This is a genomic window from Rothia terrae (assembly GCF_012396615.1).
In the GTDB taxonomy this organism is placed as follows: Bacteria; Actinomycetota; Actinomycetes; order Actinomycetales; family Micrococcaceae; genus Rothia; species Rothia terrae.
Genome location: NZ_JAAXPV010000012.1, coordinates 45,996 through 63,317, shown reverse-complemented (window position 1 = coordinate 63,317; position 17,322 = coordinate 45,996). Strand labels below are relative to the sequence as shown.

Here is a 17,322-nt window from a genome sequence, read left to right as displayed (position 1 = left end):
CTAGCCTACGGGCATAAACACCTCACCGGGCAGATTCTGTAGGACGATTTCGCCGGCGAACGGGGCATTTTTCTCGTCCTTAGGGATGATGCGGGCATAAAAATATGGCGTGCACCAAATATTCAGCACACGCCATAGAAAACATTCTCCTGTAGGAATATTTTTATCTGGTGCTTCTAGTCCGAAAAAATCAACAGCTCTACTGTTGCTCCGTCCACCACGCTAGCAGGCGTCGGGTTGCTTCTTCTTCGCCTAGCGATCCCTCATCCAAACGCATCTCCAGCAGGTACTTGTAGGCTTTACCCACCACAGGTCCGGGCTTAATATCCAGAATCTGCATGATCTGCTCGCCGTCAAGATCAGGACGCATGGCATCCAATTCTTCTTGTTCGGCGAGTTCTACGATGCGGCGCTCAAGGTCGTCGTAGGCGTTGGAGATTTTGTTGGCTTTGCGCTTGTTGCGGGTGGTGACGTCCGCGCGCGTCAGACGATGCAAGCGCTCCAGTAAGGGACCCGCGTCGCGCACATAGCGGCGCACCGCGGAGTCCGTCCAGCCAGCATCCCCGTAGCCGTAAAAACGCATGTGCAACTCAACCAAGCGCGCAACCGCCTTGATGGTGTCATTATCAAAACGCAGGGCGCGCATGCGCTTCTTGGTGATCTTTGCGCCCACGACGTCGTGATGCAGAAAGCTCACAGAGCCATTGGGCTCAAACTTACGGGTGGCGGGCTTGCCGCAGTCGTGCATGAGCGCCGCAAAACGCAACACGAAGTCGGGGGCGGGAACATCACCGTCAGCGTCGGTTTCTTGAGCCATCGCCTGCTCCATTACCTTCAAGGAATGTTGGTAAACGTCCTTATGATGGTGGTGGTCATCGACCTCGAGCTTGAGCGCGGGAATCTCCGGAAGAACAAAATCAGCCAGCCCTGAATCCACCAAAAGATCTATGCCTCGTCGGGGATAGTCAGCCAGAATCAACTTGGTCAGCTCATCGCGCACGCGTTCTGCAGAGATAATCTCGATGCGCGGAGCCATCTCTTTCATGGCACCAAAAACATCGTCAGCGAGCGCGTAGTCAAAGCGCGCGGCAAAGCGTGCTGCGCGCATCATGCGCAGGGGGTCATCGGAGAACGAGTCTTCGGCAGTGCCGGGGGTTTGGATGATGCCGGCGTCCAGGTCTCGCTTGCCGCCGTAGGGGTCAACGAGTTCTAGGGAGGGCAGGCGCAGAGCCATGGAGTTGATGGTGAAGTCTCTGCGGAAGAGGTCGTCGTTGAGGTTATCACCGAAGGATACAGTGGGTTTGCGCGAGTTGGGATCGTAGGCTTCTGCGCGGTAGGTAGTGATCTCTACAGTGTCATCGCCTTTGCGGATACCGATGGTGCCGAAGTCGCGTCCAATATCCCACGTGGCGTCCGCCCAGCCTTCAACGACTGCGAGGGTCTGATCGGGTGTTGCGTTAGTAGTGAAGTCCAGGTCGGTTGCTTGGCGACCGAGAAAAAGGTCACGTACGGGGCCGCCGACGAGTGATAACTCGAATCCGGCTTTCTCAAAGAGTTCGCCGAGCTGTAAGGCGATGGGGTCTACCTGTGATGTATCAAAAAACGCAACCATAGTCCCTTAATCGTGCCAGATATTTAGCTTTTACTCCTACTTTCAGCTCATATAGAAAACCTCACCTTGTTTATCGGTTAAGGTAGAAACATGACTTTTCCAGTACCTCGGGCTCCCAAGAAGCGGGCAGTGACGCCCGTATCAGTGTTGCCCACGGTTGAGGAAATCTCGGCTGGCGGCGTGATTGTTGACTTTGATAAGCCGTCTTTGCCGGTTGCGATTATTGCTCGCATCAACCGTGGCGGACGCTTGGAGTGGTGCCTGCCTAAAGGTCATCCTGAGGGTGCTGAGACGAACGCTGAGGCGGCGGCTCGTGAGATTGAGGAAGAGACGGGTATCGCAGGGGATGTTTTAGCGTCCTTGGGTAGTATTGATTATTGGTTCACGGTGGGTGGTCATCGTGTTCATAAGACGGTGCATCATTATTTGCTGAATGCTACGGGCGGTTATTTGACGACCGATAAGGATCCCGATCATGAGGCTATTGATGTTGCCTGGGTTGATATTGATGATCTGTGTCGAAAGCTTTCTTTCCCTAATGAGCGTCGCATCGCTGAGATTGCGCGTGAGTATATTATTCATCAGCTTTCTTGATCTCTAGTTTTGTCTGTAAGTAGTTAGGTCTTTTCGTGGCGCGTAATGGTGCACTTTCGAGCGCAATTATGGCAGCGGGAACCATGGTTTCTCGTGTGCTTGGGTTTGTTAAAACCTTTTTGATAACGATTGCTCTTGGTTCTGCTACTGCGGTTGGTGACGTTTTTGAGATTGCTAATACGCTGCCGAATCTGATTTATGTTTTGGTGGCGGGCGGCATTTTTAATGCGGTGTTGGTGCCGCAGATTATTAAGGCTGCTAAGCATGATGATGGCGGTTCTGATTTTGTGTCGCGTCTGATGACGCTTGCTATTACGGGTATTTTCGCGGTGACTGTTGTGGTGGTCGCGTGTGCTTGGCCGATTATTGGTGTGATGGGTAGCAGGTTGACGGCGGATCAGCGTGAGTTGGCTGCTATTTTTGCGCTGTGGTGCTTCCCGCAGATTTTCTTCTACGGTTTGTACACGATTCTTGGTCAGGTGCTGAATGCTCGCGGTGCTTTTGGCTGGTTTATGTGGGCGCCGGTTATTAATAACATTGTGGCGATTGCTGGTGTGCTGAGCTTTATTGGCATGTTTGGTCGTCAGCAGATGGGTAATCCGCCGCTGCATTCGTTAGAGACGTGGACGCCCGCGAATACTTTGGTTCTTGCGGGTTCGGCGACTTTGGGCGTGGTATGCCAGGCGCTGGTGTTGCTGATTCCTTTGCGCAAGGTTGGTTTGAAGCTGCGTCCTAAGTTTAAGTGGCGCGGTATGGGCTTGGGTGATTCCGCTAAGCTTGCTGGTTGGACGCTGGCTACCGGTGTTGTTTCTAACTTGGCGTTCTTGTATCTCACGAAGGTGGCTGCCGGTGTGACGGGTGCTCGTGAGGCTTATCTTGATCAGGGCATCCCGATTTTGGGTGTTGCTGCTCTGAATTATTCATCCATGTTGTATTCGCTACCGCACGGTGTGATTGGTTTGTCGATTGCGACTGTGCTGTTCAACCGTATGTCTGAGGCGTCGCAGGGTGATGATTCGGCGGGCTTGGGTAAGGCTTTGTCTGCTGGTTTGCGTGTGGCGTCGGTGGCTACGATTTTCTGTGCTGTGGCTCTGATTGTTTTCGCGGGCCCTGTGGGCATGATTTTCTCCGGTGGTGACCGCGTGGTTGGCGCGCAGATTGGTCAGGCACTGGCGGTTATTTCTTTGGGTGGTCCCTTCCTCACCATTGCGTTCATGATGGGACGCGTGTTCTACGCGCAAGAGGATGCTAAGACGCCCTTCTACATTCAGGTGTTCTCGGCGGTACTGATTGTGGCTGCCGGTTACGCGGCATCACGCGTGGATGCGCGTTACACCATCTTCGGTTTGGCTGGTACCTACGCTGTGCAGAATATTCTGGCGGTTTACCTGAGCCACCGCGTCCTCAAACGACGCCTGGGTAACTACGGGCAGCGCGACATCGTCAACACGCACGCACGCGTGGCGCTGGCGTCCTTCTTCTCGGCACTTGTGGGTGCGCTGGCTCTGTGGATGCTGGGGGGCTACACCTTTACCGGTTTCGCGTGGCAGTCGCAGATCACCGCCTTTGCTACCGCAATTATTGGCGGTATCGTCATGGCAGTTGCCTACTACGCGTTCCTGCAGATTTTCCGCGTCAAAGAATTTGATCAATTACTTGAGCCTATTCAGCGTAAACTTTCACGCCGGTAAATAAAGAACCTCTAATACTCATCAACTTACTTACTCAAACGGGTATGATTTTTACCTAGGTGTTTTCTAGTGCACCGTTTGAACTTCTGGGGAGGAAACTTGTCACAGCTAATTGCACCGGGCACAGTACTCGGCGAGCGCTACAAGGTTACTAGCAAAGTTGTTGAAACCGGTGACGGCGACTCCATTTTTGATGGTCAGGATCAGGTTCTTGACCGCAAGGTTTCTATTGTGGTGGCTGCGCCTTCTCGTGGCGAGAAGCTACTTGAGAATGCTCGTACATTGGCATCGAGTTCTCGTTCTCATGTTCAGATTCTTGATTTGGGTCAGTCTGATGGCACTACCTACTTGGTGACATCTCATTCGCGCCCGCAGGCTCTGCAGGACTCTTTGCTGACTTCTACCGCTGCGCTCAAGGCTGCGTCTGAGACTGAGGCTTTGGGTGAGCACATTTTCGGTGAGACTGAGTCTCGCGAGTCTGAGCGCCCGTATGTTGCTGTGGCGTCGAAGAAGTCTCACAAGCCTGAGCCGATTGAGGTGTCCAAGCCTGTGGTTGCAACTGGTGCAGGTGCGGCAGCCGTGGCGGCTAGCGATGCTAATGACGCGTACGCCGCTGATGCGTACGAGGCTGAGAACTATGATTCCGATGAGTTCGATGTCGATGAAGAAGACGACGATTCAGGTCCGGGCATGTGGCTCATTGCCGTTGCTGCGATTCTCTTGCTACTCGGTGGCGCCGCAGTGGTGTATTCACAGCTTGGCGACATGATTGGTTCTTCAGAAGAAGCTTCTTCTGAGCAGTCGGCGGCTCCCGCATCCAGTAGCGCTTCATCATCAGCTAAGGCTTCAGCTAAGCCTTCGCCCACTAAGACCGAGGCTAAGCTACCCACTCCTAAGATTCAGTCGGTCACCCGCGTCGTACCGGCAAACCCCACCATGATGGCTGATCAGGATGCGACCCTGCCGCAGACCATGGACGGCAACACCGCCACCCAGTGGATGAGCTACGGCTTTGGTTCAGCAAACTTTGGTGGAACCGTTGATAGCTTTGCCCTGGCATACGAGCTTGAAGAGGCAACCACCGTTTCTGAGGTCACCATTGACCAGGTATCGGGTACCGGCGGTAGCTTCACCGTGTTGACCAATGACACCAACTCGCTTGACGGTGCGCAAGAAGTTGGCTCTGGCACTTTCAACGCAGCCCAGGTGAAGGTCGATCTCGATAAGAAGAAGCAGAACGGCAAGACTAAATACGTCTTTATTCGTTTCAATGAGGCTCCCGTTTTGGCTCAGCCCATCACTTCGAACTTCATGTACGGTCTGCGCATCGCTGAGGTTTCTGTTAACTAAGCCCTGACGCGCATACAATTTCACACAAAAATGTGTCATTTTCTCTTTCGAAAGTGGCACATTTTTGCTTATCCACGTGATGAGGTGATCTTTAGTTTTTCGCGCGCTGTTTGGAATAATCGAAGATAGTCCTTAGTTTTATGTGTATAAGCACATACCCATCTACAAGGAAAGGCTGACCGTGAGTAACTCTTCATTGCCCTTCGGCAACGTTTTTGCCGGCGGCACAGGTCTGAACCTATCAACTAACACCGCAGAAAATTCTGCATCAGGAAACGTTGATCAGACCATCCACGATGTCATCATCGTAGGCTCAGGCCCCGCAGGTTACACCGCAGCAATCTATACTGCTCGCGCTAACCTCAAGCCCATTGTTTTCGCGTCCTCAATCTCCCCCGGCGGCGATCTGATGACCACCACCGAGGTCGAGAACTTCCCCGGCTTCATCGAAGGCATCATGGGTCCGGAGCTCATGGGCAACCTGCAGGCGCAGGCTGAGCGCTTCGGTGCCGATATTCGTTTTGAGGACGTCGCGTCCGTCGAGTTGGACGGCAACATCAAGAAGGTTACTCTCGATTCCGGCGACACTTTCCAAGCAAAGTCCGTAATTATCTCCACCGGCTCTGAATACCGCAAGCTCGGCGTAGACGGCGAAGAACGACTCTCAGGTCACGGTGTTTCCTGGTGCGCAACCTGCGATGGCTTCTTCTTTAAAGAAAAAGAACTCGCTGTTGTCGGCGGCGGCGATTCAGCACTTGAAGAAGCACTCTTTCTCACCAGCTTCGCGTCCAAGGTCTACATCGTGCACCGCCGCGATTCATTCCGCGCATCCGATATCATGGCTCAGCGCGCCTACGACAACCCCAAGATCGAAATCCTGTGGGACTCAGAAATCGCGTCCATCAACGGTGAAGACAAGGTCAAGGACGTAACCGTACGCAACACCAAGAACGGCGAAGAATCACAGCTCACCGTTGAGGGTGTTTTCGTGGCTATTGGCTCAGACCCCCGCACCGACTTGGTCAAGGAGTCTTTGGAACTCACCGCTAACGGCACCATCAAGGTTGACGGCCGCTCCTCGCGTACCTCAATCCCCGGTGTTTTCGCAGCGGGCGACGTCATCGACCCCATCTACCGCCAGGCAATTACCGCCGCAGGTTCAGGTTGCGCCGCAGCTATTGACGCGCAACACTACCTCGAATCTCTCTAAAGATTTTATAACCCCTTACACGAAGGATAGATACTATGAGCAACGCTCTTGAAGTTACCGACTCAACATTCGGCGACGAAGTTCTGAAGTCGGATGTTCCCGTAATCGTAGATTTCTGGGCTGAATGGTGCGGCCCCTGCCGCATGGTAGGCCCCGTTCTCGATGAGATCGCTGCAGAGCAGAACGGCAAGGTCAAGGTCGTCAAGGTCGATGTTGAAGCTAACCAGGCAACCGCCATGAAGTACGGCATCACCTCAATCCCCGCGATCTATATGTTCAAGGACGGCGAGGTCGACAAGCAGACCGTAGGCGCAAAGCCCAAGGCTGCCCTCATCAAAGAATTCGGCTTGGACGCATAAGCGCATCTAGGCTTATTTCAGCGCCCCGGAGCTTCAGGTGAAGTTTTTCCGGGGCGTTTTTGTGTCAAAAGTGGCTAGGATGCGCGTTTGCAGGTATTCGGCGGCTAAGCTTGCCGACAGTACGGTACCTCAAGGTTCTGCACTGATTTCTCAGGTATACAGTTCTCTAACGTCTCTGAGAGGACGCCCCATGCCCACATTGATTCGTCCCGCTCGCCTTCAGGATGCGCACACGCTGGCAAACATTTTCGTTGACGGCTGGCGCTTTGCCTACGAGGGGCTACTCCCCCGCGCTTTTCTCGCATCCTTAGACGTATGTGAGCGCGAAAAACAGCAGAAAGAGCTCATTATTCGGTCTGCACGCGCCGCAGATTACAGGATGCGGGTGGCTGATAGAGATGGCGTAGTGGTTGGTGTGTGCACTTTTGGAAAGTGCCGGGAAAAAGATTCAGAAAATACCGGCGAAATTTATGCGCTTTATCTTAATCCTAATAATGTAGGGCAGAGCATTGGTTTTTCCTTAATGCAGGATGCTTTAGCGCAGCTATCCCATGAAGGTTTTATTCAAGCATCACTCTGGGTATTAGACGGAAATTCACGCGCGCTATCTTTTTACCAAAAATTTGGATTTATTCTCACCGGAAAAACCAAGCGCGATGAAATGTTTGGAATTAAACTGCTCGAACGAGAAATGGAAATATCACTCATCTAATCTCTCAACAATTTAATAATTGCTATTAGACTGATGAAAACCCCGGGACCACACAATAAAAATAATGACTCCGAAGTGGGAAAATCAGAAACATAGTTTTCATCAATCCAGCTACCCCAGATAAATCCCTCCCACATAGCCAGTCCTATCACAGCAATTCCCAACACCAAAAGCGTCCAGTCCAGAATACGTTGCATCACCCTCACCCCTCCCCATTAAAAATCTTCAACAATTCATACGTTTTACCGAGAAGATTATTCACACAGAACACCGCACCCAAGACCCGGCACGGATGACACGGACTTAATAAAACGGGTTCTCATAGTCACCAATTATTCTCTTGCTAGAGTGACCGTATGACCACTCCTATCAACACACCTACGCCTCCCGAAATGGTCGAGAGCACCGTTGCCGCCATGCAGGCTAAGGCGACCACATCACCCCTTAAAACTTTTCTTCTGGCACTCCCCGGCGGAGGACTCATCGCCCTGGGTTTTGCTTTCTTTGTCAACACCCAACTCGGAGCGGCTGATCTTCCAGCTGGTCTTATCAAACTTATTGGCGGTATGACCTTCTCCGTCGGCCTCATGATGGTGGTTCTCACCGGCGCAGAACTCTTCACCTCAACCACCATGAGTCTGAGCGCTAAGCTCGCCGGACGCATCACCTGGGGCCAGTGGATTCGCCACTGGGTCCTGTCCTACATTGGAAATTTTATGGGTGCAATGCTTGTTGTAGGTCTCTGCTATTTTGGGCGTCTACAGGATCGCAACGGCGGAGCCTGGGGTGAGATTGTCACCAAGACCGCAGCAGCAAAAGTAAGCTACCCCTGGATGGAAGCTTTTGTCCTGGGCATTGGGGCGAACTTCTTTGTCTGCATCGCTGTATTCATGGCATTCTCCGGTCGCACCACCACCGATAAGATTCTCGCGGTTCTTGGCCCTATTACTGCCTTCGTTGCGCTTGGATTTGAGCACTCTGTTGCCAATATGTTCATGATTCCCTTCGGCGTCATTCTTGGCGGAAACCCCGTACTTACCTGGTCAAACTTCATCTTCGCCAACCTGATTCCGGTCACTCTGGGCAACATCGTTGGTGGCGGTGTCGCCGTTGGTCTTTTCCAATGGTTCATTCACCAAAAGCTCGGTGCTAAGCCTCCACAGACTGACGCGGTAGTGAGCTCCAAAGTAGCCCGCTAAACCTTTATATTCATTAATTACTCGGGGATGTTTCACGTGAAACGCCCCCGATTTTTTATACCGAAAAGCAGGCAAAAAGGACGCGGTGACGACAGGTCAGTTCCAGTATGGCTCCCAAGTCTCCTACAGGCTATGCCCAAAGACGCCTAGAGATAGAAACAGCGTCCAGCGAGCTGGCATCGGGACCGACGTGAATCGCCCTATGAGCGAATCGGGTGAGAGGGACTGCTCGCTGGAGCTGTTTCTGCCAAGACATCTATCTTTTATTACGAAACATATTTCTGCAACATAGAGACTTATTCAAAAGTCCTCCCAGCAGCATAAAACACCAACCACCGCTCCACCGCTCCACCGCAAACACCCGCCCATACAAAGCAAGCGGCCTACGAAACCCAGAATGCAAAATACGCCAGGTCTTCACTTAGGCAATCCCCCGCTCCACCACCCGGCGTGAATTAATGAACCTGTTCACCGCCTTCACATCCGCAGCTATCCTACGGGCCTTACTACGCCGTGTCGGGGTGACCAGCCCCAACCCGAGATAACCCTTATCAGCTAAAGTGCTCTCATTAAGATACTTTTGCAGGTCATGATGTTTGAAGGCATAAGCATCATGCCTAGCCCCGGGCACCGGGTCAGTGATGGCCAGCAGTTTCCCGTCAACGGTGCAAATCACCTGATGGTTGAAACCAGCACGTTTATGCTGACCAGAAAAGTTTATTTTCCCTAGTGAACGCCAGTTCCAGGTGGGAATTAGGGTGCCGTCGATAACCAGTGAACCAGGGATTTTCAGGCTGTTTTCTATAGACTGTTCTAGCGGTCTGAAGACCTTTGCAAGCGCCTTTTCGATAGTGTTGATGGTCCGTGAGATAGTAGGTTGCGAGACGGTGAAGATTTCAGCAAGTAGCTCTTCGGTGAGATTGTGCCGGTGGTAGAGCAGGGTTAGTTTCAGTGCTGGGGCTAGGGTAAGTTTGCGTGGTTTTTGATCGGGTTTGAACCAGGTGAGGTGGTTGTTGAGGGCTGTCAGTAGCGTGGTGAATTGCGTGGCGGTAAGACCGGTTGTACGCTGGTGGTGCAACGGTTCTTCCTGGTGCGGTTTGAGAATATTTGTGGTTATTTATCCTCAAGGTTGCCGCTATGGTGGGGCCGTTGTCTAGTTGGTGGGTGTGAGGTGTGTGCATACTTTTGAATAAGTCTCTCTTTTTTTATAATGAAAAGAAAGGAAACTAAGCATACCAACGAAACGAATAGGTCATGACTAATAACCCCCATATCAGTCGACGCAATCTCACCAAAGGAGCCGCGTGGGCTGCTCCTGCCGTCTTAGCCACAGCAGGTGTCCCTGTTTACGCTGCCTCAGCTACAGTTGCAATCACATCTTCTACTTATTTCGCTTCAGCGGTTGCATCAGGGCAAACCGTAACCCCTTACTCTTGTGCGGGTAAAGTACAGCTCCAGATTAGTCAGCAAAGCACTAAGAACTCTTACCTGACTATTAGCAATATTAAGAGCACATCTAAGGTAACTAACCTTAAAGCCTCCTACTGGTTGCCGGTGCAGTCAGGAACAACATTCACCCGAGTTGCTAACACTTCCACGTGTTGGAGCGTTCCGGTAGCTAGTGGTAAAACTACGACCTATAACGGGGTGGTGTTCCGTGAGTTTGTTTCAACCTATACGTGTCCTATTACCGTTTCGGGTACGTCGTGGACTCAGCCTACGAGTTCGAATTTTAGTTTTGTCTCCTCCTGTCAGGCAGGGACAACGTTGCCCTCGCGAATTTATCATTATGAGCAATCGGCGACTGTGACTTCTGCCTCTGGTGCTGTTGCTACTGCCACCAAGACTAATGGATGGAGTAATAGTCTTTAGACGTGAGATGTGGAGGTGAGGGAAGCCTTCACGTGGCTTAGAGTGCGAGGGTAATAGGTGAGTTGAGTAGTTCTGTTCCTCTCCCGTTTTTCTTGCTAATGAGCTAAGAGGCACCACCATATCTGATGCGACTTCTTGAGCTCATCGTCGCTGTTGGCCGTATCTGATGGGCAACAGCGACAATGATTTCAGCTAGCTTGAGCAGAGCTTATTTTGTCAGACCCGCGCTCTATAAAGAGGGGTACAGTTTCTCAATTTCCTTCTCCTGCCCAGGACTATCAGCAAACCCAGATAGATCTCAACAAAATACTCATCAAGGACCGCGCCAATACGTTTGTGCTACGAGTCTATGGAGACTCTATGGAGGGTGCAGGTATCTATGACCAGGACGAGATTATTGTGGAGCGCACGATAAAACCGCGCACCGGCAAAGTTGTCGATGTTTCACTAGATAGAGAGTTCACGATCAAACGGCTAGGCGTTGATAGAGAGGGCAAAGGCTGGTTGTTGAGGGTTTTTTGAGTAGCGTGGTGAATTGTTGGTGGTTAAGGCCTGTTATAGGCTTGTGGGGCAATGGTTTAATCGGTTTGGCTTGAGAATATGTGTGATGATTTATTCTCATTTTTTTGCCGCTGGTGGGGCTGTTGTCTAGGTGGTGGTTGTTATCCCCTTATGAATAAGCCTCATTCAACCCCACTTCAAGGATTCAAAAGTTAAAAACACACTTGGGAAATTTTAAATAACACCAAAAATTAATAGATATTTTTAATTAATATGTGATTTATTTAATATATAATATTTTCTACACGTGACTCTGTTGTGATTAGCTTAGAAGAATATACTGGGAGCAAGTATTAATTTATTAAAATCAATTACTAAAATTCACCCCGAAAGAATTCAGCAATAAATATCTACCGCTAATTTTCAGTGCATTAAAATCAAAAAAGAATTCTAAAAAGGGAAAAATTTGTGAACCGTTTGAGTCTTATTAGTAAATAATTCTTCTAGGATAAATGCGCAGGTACCAAGATAGTCGTGACTGATATTAGGCTTATTTATAAGAGGTGCGATTTTGAGCAAGTGTAGCGGATGGCAGACTGGCTGGGTTGAGTTCAAAGATCCCGAGCGTGCAAGGAGAGAAATCTTTGGGCTCAGAACCAATGTATGAATCACCTTATGAGCGAAGGGAATCAGGCCGGATTATTTGCCACCACTACCCAGCCCAGGACTCAGGGATTTTACGGATAAGCTTCTGGGCTTTTAATCCTCAAAAATGGCTTCCTCAAAGCTCTGCATAGAGAGCTTCGCATAGCGTTTCTAAAGATGTTTCACGTGAAACATCGCAAAACCGAGGTTAGAGGACTACCAAGACGGCAAGAACATTCCTCAGAAGCTCTACTCTTGAAAACAGATGCTTTTTTCATCCACGGGTTTTACCCTCAAAAGAGCACGCAAAAGGCCGGTAGCGGAACCTCGCTGCCGGCCTTTAAGAAAAATTTCTAGCTACTTCTCCATGCCAGGATCAAGCACAGAGATAATACGATTCAGATCCTCTACAGAGGCGAATTCAATCGTCATTTTGCCCTTGCGGGAGCCCAGCTGGATTTTCACGTTGGTATCCAGCTTGTCTGCAAAAGCATCCGCGATGTAATCAAGACGTTCGTGATGCTTTTGAGGCTGAGCAGCCTTACGCGCAGGCTTGGGATCAGTGGAGTTAGTCTGTACTACCAGCTCTTCGATAGCTCGCACTGAAAGTCCTTCATTGACAACCTTCTGAGCTACTTTTTCTATATCTTCAGCGGATTTGAGACTCAAAAGCGCGCGAGCGTGACCTGCTGAGAGAATGCCAGCGGCTACACGGCGTTGCACGAGAGCGGGTAGCTTCAGCAAGCGGATGGTGTTAGAGATTTGTGGACGTGAGCGTCCGATGCGCTGCGCCAGCTGATCCTGAGTAGTCTCAAACTCGTCGAGAAGCTGCTGGTAGGCTGCCGCTTCTTCAATAGGGTTGAGCTGGCTACGATGCAGGTTCTCCAGCAGTGCGTCACGCAGAAGATCCACATTCTTGGTTTCTCGTACAATCGCCGGAATAGTATCAATGCCCGCACGCTGGGTCGCGCGCCAGCGTCTCTCGCCCATCACAAGCTCGTACTTTTCATCGTTATCTTCCTGGCTAGGACGCACAACGATTGGCTGTAGAACACCAATTTCTTTGATGGAGTGCACGAGTTCTTCCATATCGTGCTCATCAAAGTCAATTCGAGGCTGTTTGCGGTTGGGGTGAATGTCCTTCACATTGAGGACAGCGAACTCTGCACCCGGCACAGGAACGAGCTTTTCTGCGTCGTCATCGGCACCGAAGAAGAAGTCTGCGGGACGTTTAGTGCTACTGGTTGCGCGTAACGCCGCCCCCATATCAGCACGCTTCTTCTTTGTTTCACGTGAAACATTGCTGTTTTTCTTAATAGAAGTCTCTGTTGCTGAGGTCTTGCCGCCAGTCTTCTGAGCGGAGTTAGCGTCGCTCTTCGCGTTATTCTGCTGTGCTGAGGACTTAGTTTCCTGCGGGGCCGCAACGTCCTCTGCCGCTTTCTCCGCCGTCTGAGAAGGACGCTTGCGTGACACTGAGGTGCGTGGCTTACGAGCCGCTGGAGAAGCTTTAGGCTTCTGACTTTCCTCTTTTGCATCTTGTGTGGCAGCAGGCTCTTGAGGAGCATCAGCTGACTGGTTGCTCTTTAGGATTTCTGAGCTGTCTTCAGTTGAAGGTATGAGAGCTCCTAGCCCTCGCCCTAAGCCTCGTCGCTTCTCCGCCACGTATTCCTCCTGTGCAGTGATTTTGTTCTGTATCAAGTGTAGGTCAGCTCCGAACTAGGAGGGTTACACTGCGGTGTTTGTCTCAGATATTTCCTGCAGCTGATCCTCTTCCATTCACAGAGGGTTAAACACAAATGGTGATGTTTCACGTGAAACATCACCATCGCGCCGTCAACCACCATCAACTTAAAAGGAAGATTTCACCCTCAAAATAATGATAAATAAACCTTTTAAAATTTATTTTCCTTTGATGGCAATCTCAATAGCTGCCTTCAGATAAGCCACTGACCCCGTTGACTGAGGATCATACGTCAATACAGTTTGCTGGTAACTGGGCGCCTCAGAGATGCGCACTGAGCGAGGAATAACAGCGTCCAGCACCTGGTCGGGAAAGTGCCCGCGAACTTCTTCAGCCACCTGGGCGGCCAGGTTAGTGCGACCGTCAAACATGGTCAGCATGATAGTGCTGATAAAGAGCTCAGAGTTCAGATGCTTCTGAATCATGCTGATGTTCTTCAGCAGCTGGCTCAAACCCTCCAATGCGTAATACTCAGCCTGAATGGGAATCAAGACTTCACGCGCAGCTACAAAGGCATTAATGGTAAGCAGCCCCAGACTGGGCGGGCAGTCAATGAAGATATAGTCCAGACGCGGCAGACCTTCACGTTCACGGTAGGTAGCATAATCTGCCAGTGCGGTCTTCAAACGGGTTTCACGTGCAACCATCGAAACCAGTTCAATCTCAGCACCCGCCAAATCAATGTTTGCGGGAGCAACCCAAAGGTTTTCCAGGTCAGGTGCTTTCGTCACAACATCGGCTAGCGGCATATCATCAATCAGCACATCGTAGGTGCTGTTGATATCGGTACTGTGTTCGATATTGAGCGCGGTAGAAGCGTTACCCTGAGGGTCGTTGTCGACCACAAGAACGTTCATCCCTTTAAGCGCCAGCGCGGCCGCAAGATTAACCGCGGTACTGGTTTTACCCACACCGCCCTTCTGGTTAGAAATGGTAAAGATGCGGGTTTCTGCCGGTGCTTTCACTGGCTTTTCCATCAGCCGATTGAAGATTTTCTTTTCACTCATGACGTCCTTCGCAACGGGAGTATTGGGGGCTGCTGCCGATGACCGTTCGATTTTTTCTAATGTTTCACGTGAAACACGACGGCCACGATCCGGTGATTGGGACTGCGGCGAAGCAGCTGGCTCGGGAGGCAATCCGAAATCTGGGGGCGTCAATGAGCTACTCATGCGCTTCTTTCTGTTGACGGTTCTAGTAGTGAAAGCACATCCCGGTGACTCTGCAACGACACATCTCCGGGAGTTTCTTTTGATTACCAGCCTACTCCCTCATGCCTAACACAGCTACAAGTAGATATTCGAAACGACCTATATAGGTTGTTTATATGTGAATTATTTATTGTTTCACGTGAAACACGCTTTTTTACGCACATTCTCATCACCCCTCCCAACGCGAGAACCTTGACGCTCGGGCATATTCCAGAGATCCCTGAAGTTATATAGACATAAGGTTTTTCACGAGGAAGAACGGTAATAACATGAGTCAGCATGCCTATTAATCAATAGTCATCGGCGCCGGGCAAAGCGGCCTAACAGCATCCTACGAACTCAAAAGACGCGGCATCGACCATATTGTTCTAGACGCCAACTCAACACCCGGTGGAGCATGGCAACACCACTGGAACTCACTCACCATGAACGATGTACACCGGGTAGCAGACCTCCCGGGAGCACCCGCACCTGACGCGTCACCCGCTCAAAGCAACAAGGCGATTCCCGACTACTTCGCCAGATACGAAAAAGAGTTCGAGTTGCCGGTAGTAAGACCGGTCAAAGTTACGTCCGTGCGCAACGCTGAAGAAAACCCGCAGTTACTTGAGGTGCAATCTGAGAATGATCATGGATGACAGAAACTGTGGTCAGCGCGTCGGGCACATGGACGCATCCTTTTCTTCCCTATCACCCAGGTGCTGAAAAGTTCAAGGGGCTTCAGATCCACACCGCAGGCTACACCTCTGCCAAAGTTTTCAAAGACAAGAAGGTGCTGGTTGTCGGTGGCGGAGCATCGGCTGTTCAGCTCATCGGCGAGGTCGCACATACTGCGAGGGAGGTTTTATGGGCGACGCGTAGCGAACCGAGCTGGCGTAAAGGACCGGTTGGTGGGCTGGCTGCTGAAGCTGAGGTCGGAGCACGGTGGTATAGCCCTTGAGAGCGTCAAAAATAATGTGCAGGGTGCGACAACGGCGGTCAAAGACGCGCGGGTAAAGTTCGTCGGCTACGGCCCGTCAGCGAGCACAGTGGGAGCGTCGAAGGCGGGGCGTCAGGCTGCAATTGCAGTGCGAAAATTCCTCATAGAAAACAAATAAACAACCTATTTAAGATGTTTTAGCGTTGTTTCACGTGAAACGGGGTGTATTCAGCAGACTGCTCCCACTCGCCTATTTCTGTAACCCACCTGCCGAACATGAAATACGCAAACACCCTTAAATATCTCCCCCGAAGCCTCTAACCGATCATCTCAAACGGGATGAACCGCACTGTCAGCGAAGCGACACAGAGCGGGACAGGTCGCCAACCGGGGTCGTAACCGTGCAGGGTTTTCATCTCCCACTCACCCACCCTCGCAGAAATCACAGTAGGCACCCCCGTACCGTCAAAAGACACAAAAAAGCCCGCCGCTTTCCTACCGATGATGAGAGGAAAGCGGCGGGCTGTAGAACTCTAAGAGACTTTAGAGCGTTACTCGAACCACCGTGGTGGGTTCTTCTAGTAGGTCGTCGCCCGCGAGAATAATCTCGGTGTCGCGAGCGCCGTATTTGTTGAGCTTCTTCTGAGCTTTGGTGATTTCCTCAGCTGCGCTGCGTCCCTTGAGGGCCAGGAGCTGGCCTGTGCCGCGAAGAATGGGCATGGTGATGTCCAGCAGACCTACGAGAGCCGACACTGCGCGGGCGGTGACGTAGTCAGCGTCTACTTCACCAACTGCCTGTTCAGCACGCGAGCGCAGGATAGTGACGTTGTCCAGGCCAAGGTCTTCGACTACCTCGGTGAGCCAGATAACGCGTCGTTCAAGAGGCTCAATGAGGGTGAGCTGAAGGTCTGGACGCGCAATCGCCAAGCAGAGGCCGGGAAGGCCTGCGCCGGAGCCTACGTCGGCCACTGAGGCGTCTTGTGCGATGTGTTCCTGCACGACAGCGCAGTTGAGTACGTGGCGTGTCCACAGGCGGGGCACCTCGCGCGGGCCGATGAGACCGCGCTCAATGCCCGAGGTTGCCAGGTGCTCAACGTAGCGCTGGGCAAGAGGTAGACGGTCGCCAAAGACTTTCTGAGCCGCATCCAGCTCAGCACCGGTGAGTTCGGGAGCTTCTGCCATGTTTTACTCGCTCTCAGCCACGGAGATCACGATGTGGCGGTCTTTGCCTTCACCTTCGGACTCTGAGTAGAGGCCGTTTTCAGCAACGAGGTCGTGTACGAGCTTGCGTTCGTAGGCACCCAGCGGGGGCAGGTGCTCGTCTTCGCCGGTTTCCTGGACGCGGGCAATCGCGTCCTTGGCCATGGTGGCAAGACGGTTGGCGCGGTTGGCGCGGTGGCCTGCGATGTCCAAGATCAGACGTGAACGGTTGCCGGTTGCAGAAAGTACGGAGAGTCGAACGAGTTCTTGAAGGGAGTCCAGAACTTCACCGTTTTTGCCAACGAGGGCGCGCAAATCTTCGCTTTCATCGCCTTCGGTGACGACGGAGAGGTAGGTGCGGTTATTGCGTACTTCGATGTCAATGTCGCCATCAATATCAGCGATATCGAGGAGCTCTTCGAGGTAGTCAGCCGCGATGTCGCCCTCTTCTTCAAGTGCGGTGGTTTCGGGTTCTACGTAGTTTTCTTGTGTTTCTGACACAGTAT

Annotated in this window: 16 protein-coding genes; 10 read left to right on the top strand and 6 right to left on the bottom strand. The window is 51.6% G+C overall.

The features are described from left to right. Positions 1–199: 199 nt before the first annotated feature. Positions 200–1,612, bottom strand: a complete 1,413-nt coding sequence (locus HF984_RS07805) for a CCA tRNA nucleotidyltransferase (protein WP_168615110.1) — start codon at positions 1,610–1,612, stop codon at positions 200–202. Between the two features lie 90 nt (positions 1,613–1,702). Here HF984_RS07805 and HF984_RS07800 point away from each other — a divergent pair, with 90 nt between their 5' ends. From HF984_RS07800 to HF984_RS07770, 7 genes are all read left to right on the top strand, one after another. Next, a complete protein-coding gene (locus HF984_RS07800) occupies positions 1,703–2,206 on the top strand; it encodes an NUDIX domain-containing protein (RefSeq protein ID WP_168615109.1) in 504 nt (167 codons plus the stop codon). 35 nt (positions 2,207–2,241) lie between these two features. After that, positions 2,242–3,897, top strand: coding sequence for a murein biosynthesis integral membrane protein MurJ (gene murJ / locus HF984_RS07795; RefSeq protein WP_168615108.1), 1,656 nt, complete (start codon positions 2,242–2,244; stop codon positions 3,895–3,897). A gap of 99 nt (positions 3,898–3,996) precedes the next feature. Beyond that, a complete protein-coding gene (locus HF984_RS07790) occupies positions 3,997–5,247 on the top strand; it encodes a serine/threonine protein kinase (RefSeq protein WP_168615107.1) in 1,251 nt (416 codons plus the stop codon). A gap of 175 nt (positions 5,248–5,422) precedes the next feature. Further along, positions 5,423–6,457, top strand: coding sequence for a thioredoxin-disulfide reductase (gene trxB, locus HF984_RS07785; protein ID WP_425563895.1), 1,035 nt, complete (start codon positions 5,423–5,425; stop codon positions 6,455–6,457). A 35-nt stretch (positions 6,458–6,492) separates the two neighbouring features. Further along, complete coding sequence (gene trxA, locus HF984_RS07780) at positions 6,493–6,816, top strand: thioredoxin (protein ID WP_168615106.1); 324 nt, start codon at positions 6,493–6,495, stop codon at positions 6,814–6,816. 190 nt (positions 6,817–7,006) lie between these two features. Further along, complete coding sequence (locus HF984_RS07775) at positions 7,007–7,528, top strand: GNAT family N-acetyltransferase (RefSeq protein ID WP_168615105.1); 522 nt, start codon at positions 7,007–7,009, stop codon at positions 7,526–7,528. 356 nt (positions 7,529–7,884) lie between these two features. Further along, a complete protein-coding gene (locus HF984_RS07770) occupies positions 7,885–8,727 on the top strand; it encodes a formate/nitrite family transporter (RefSeq protein WP_168615104.1) in 843 nt (280 codons plus the stop codon). A gap of 421 nt (positions 8,728–9,148) precedes the next feature. Here HF984_RS07770 and HF984_RS07765 read toward each other — a convergent pair whose 3' ends face one another. Continuing rightward, positions 9,149–9,805, bottom strand: a complete 657-nt coding sequence (locus HF984_RS07765) for a transposase family protein (protein ID WP_168615103.1) — start codon at positions 9,803–9,805, stop codon at positions 9,149–9,151. A gap of 1,007 nt (positions 9,806–10,812) precedes the next feature. On the opposite strand from HF984_RS07765, the gene HF984_RS07760 reads away from it, so the two are divergent. After that, on the top strand, positions 10,813–11,121 hold the full coding sequence (locus tag HF984_RS07760; protein ID WP_210729652.1) for a LexA family protein: 309 nt from the start codon (positions 10,813–10,815) through the stop codon (positions 11,119–11,121). Between the two features lie 981 nt (positions 11,122–12,102). Here the strand turns inward: HF984_RS07760 and HF984_RS07755 are convergent. Together HF984_RS07755 and HF984_RS07750 are read right to left on the bottom strand one after the other, a co-directional pair. After that, a complete protein-coding gene (locus tag HF984_RS07755) occupies positions 12,103–13,407 on the bottom strand; it encodes a ParB/RepB/Spo0J family partition protein (RefSeq protein WP_168615102.1) in 1,305 nt (434 codons plus the stop codon). A gap of 237 nt (positions 13,408–13,644) precedes the next feature. Beyond that, positions 13,645–14,493: a ParA family protein gene (locus HF984_RS07750; protein ID WP_281727805.1), complete on the bottom strand. Its 849-nt coding sequence runs from the start codon at positions 14,491–14,493 to the stop codon at positions 13,645–13,647. 497 nt (positions 14,494–14,990) lie between these two features. On the opposite strand from HF984_RS07750, the gene HF984_RS11755 reads away from it, so the two are divergent. Together HF984_RS11755 and HF984_RS11750 are read left to right on the top strand one after the other, a co-directional pair. Next, on the top strand, positions 14,991–15,335 hold the full coding sequence (locus HF984_RS11755; protein WP_343947405.1) for an NAD(P)-binding protein: 345 nt from the start codon (positions 14,991–14,993) through the stop codon (positions 15,333–15,335). Continuing rightward, the gene (locus HF984_RS11750) at positions 15,332–15,637 is read left to right on the top strand and encodes an NAD(P)-binding domain-containing protein (RefSeq protein ID WP_281727801.1); all 306 of its coding nucleotides are present in this window, start codon (positions 15,332–15,334) and stop codon (positions 15,635–15,637) included. The genes HF984_RS11755 and HF984_RS11750 overlap by 4 nt, the downstream gene beginning before the upstream one ends. A gap of 522 nt (positions 15,638–16,159) precedes the next feature. Here the strand turns inward: HF984_RS11750 and rsmG are convergent. After that, a complete protein-coding gene (gene rsmG, locus HF984_RS07740; protein ID WP_168615100.1) occupies positions 16,160–16,798 on the bottom strand; it encodes a 16S rRNA (guanine(527)-N(7))-methyltransferase RsmG in 639 nt (212 codons plus the stop codon). A 3-nt stretch (positions 16,799–16,801) separates the two neighbouring features. Further along, positions 16,802–17,317 (bottom strand): R3H domain-containing nucleic acid-binding protein, encoded by a 516-nt coding sequence (locus tag HF984_RS07735; protein ID WP_168615099.1) that lies wholly within the window; start codon positions 17,315–17,317, stop codon positions 16,802–16,804. Positions 17,318–17,322 lie beyond the last annotated feature (5 nt).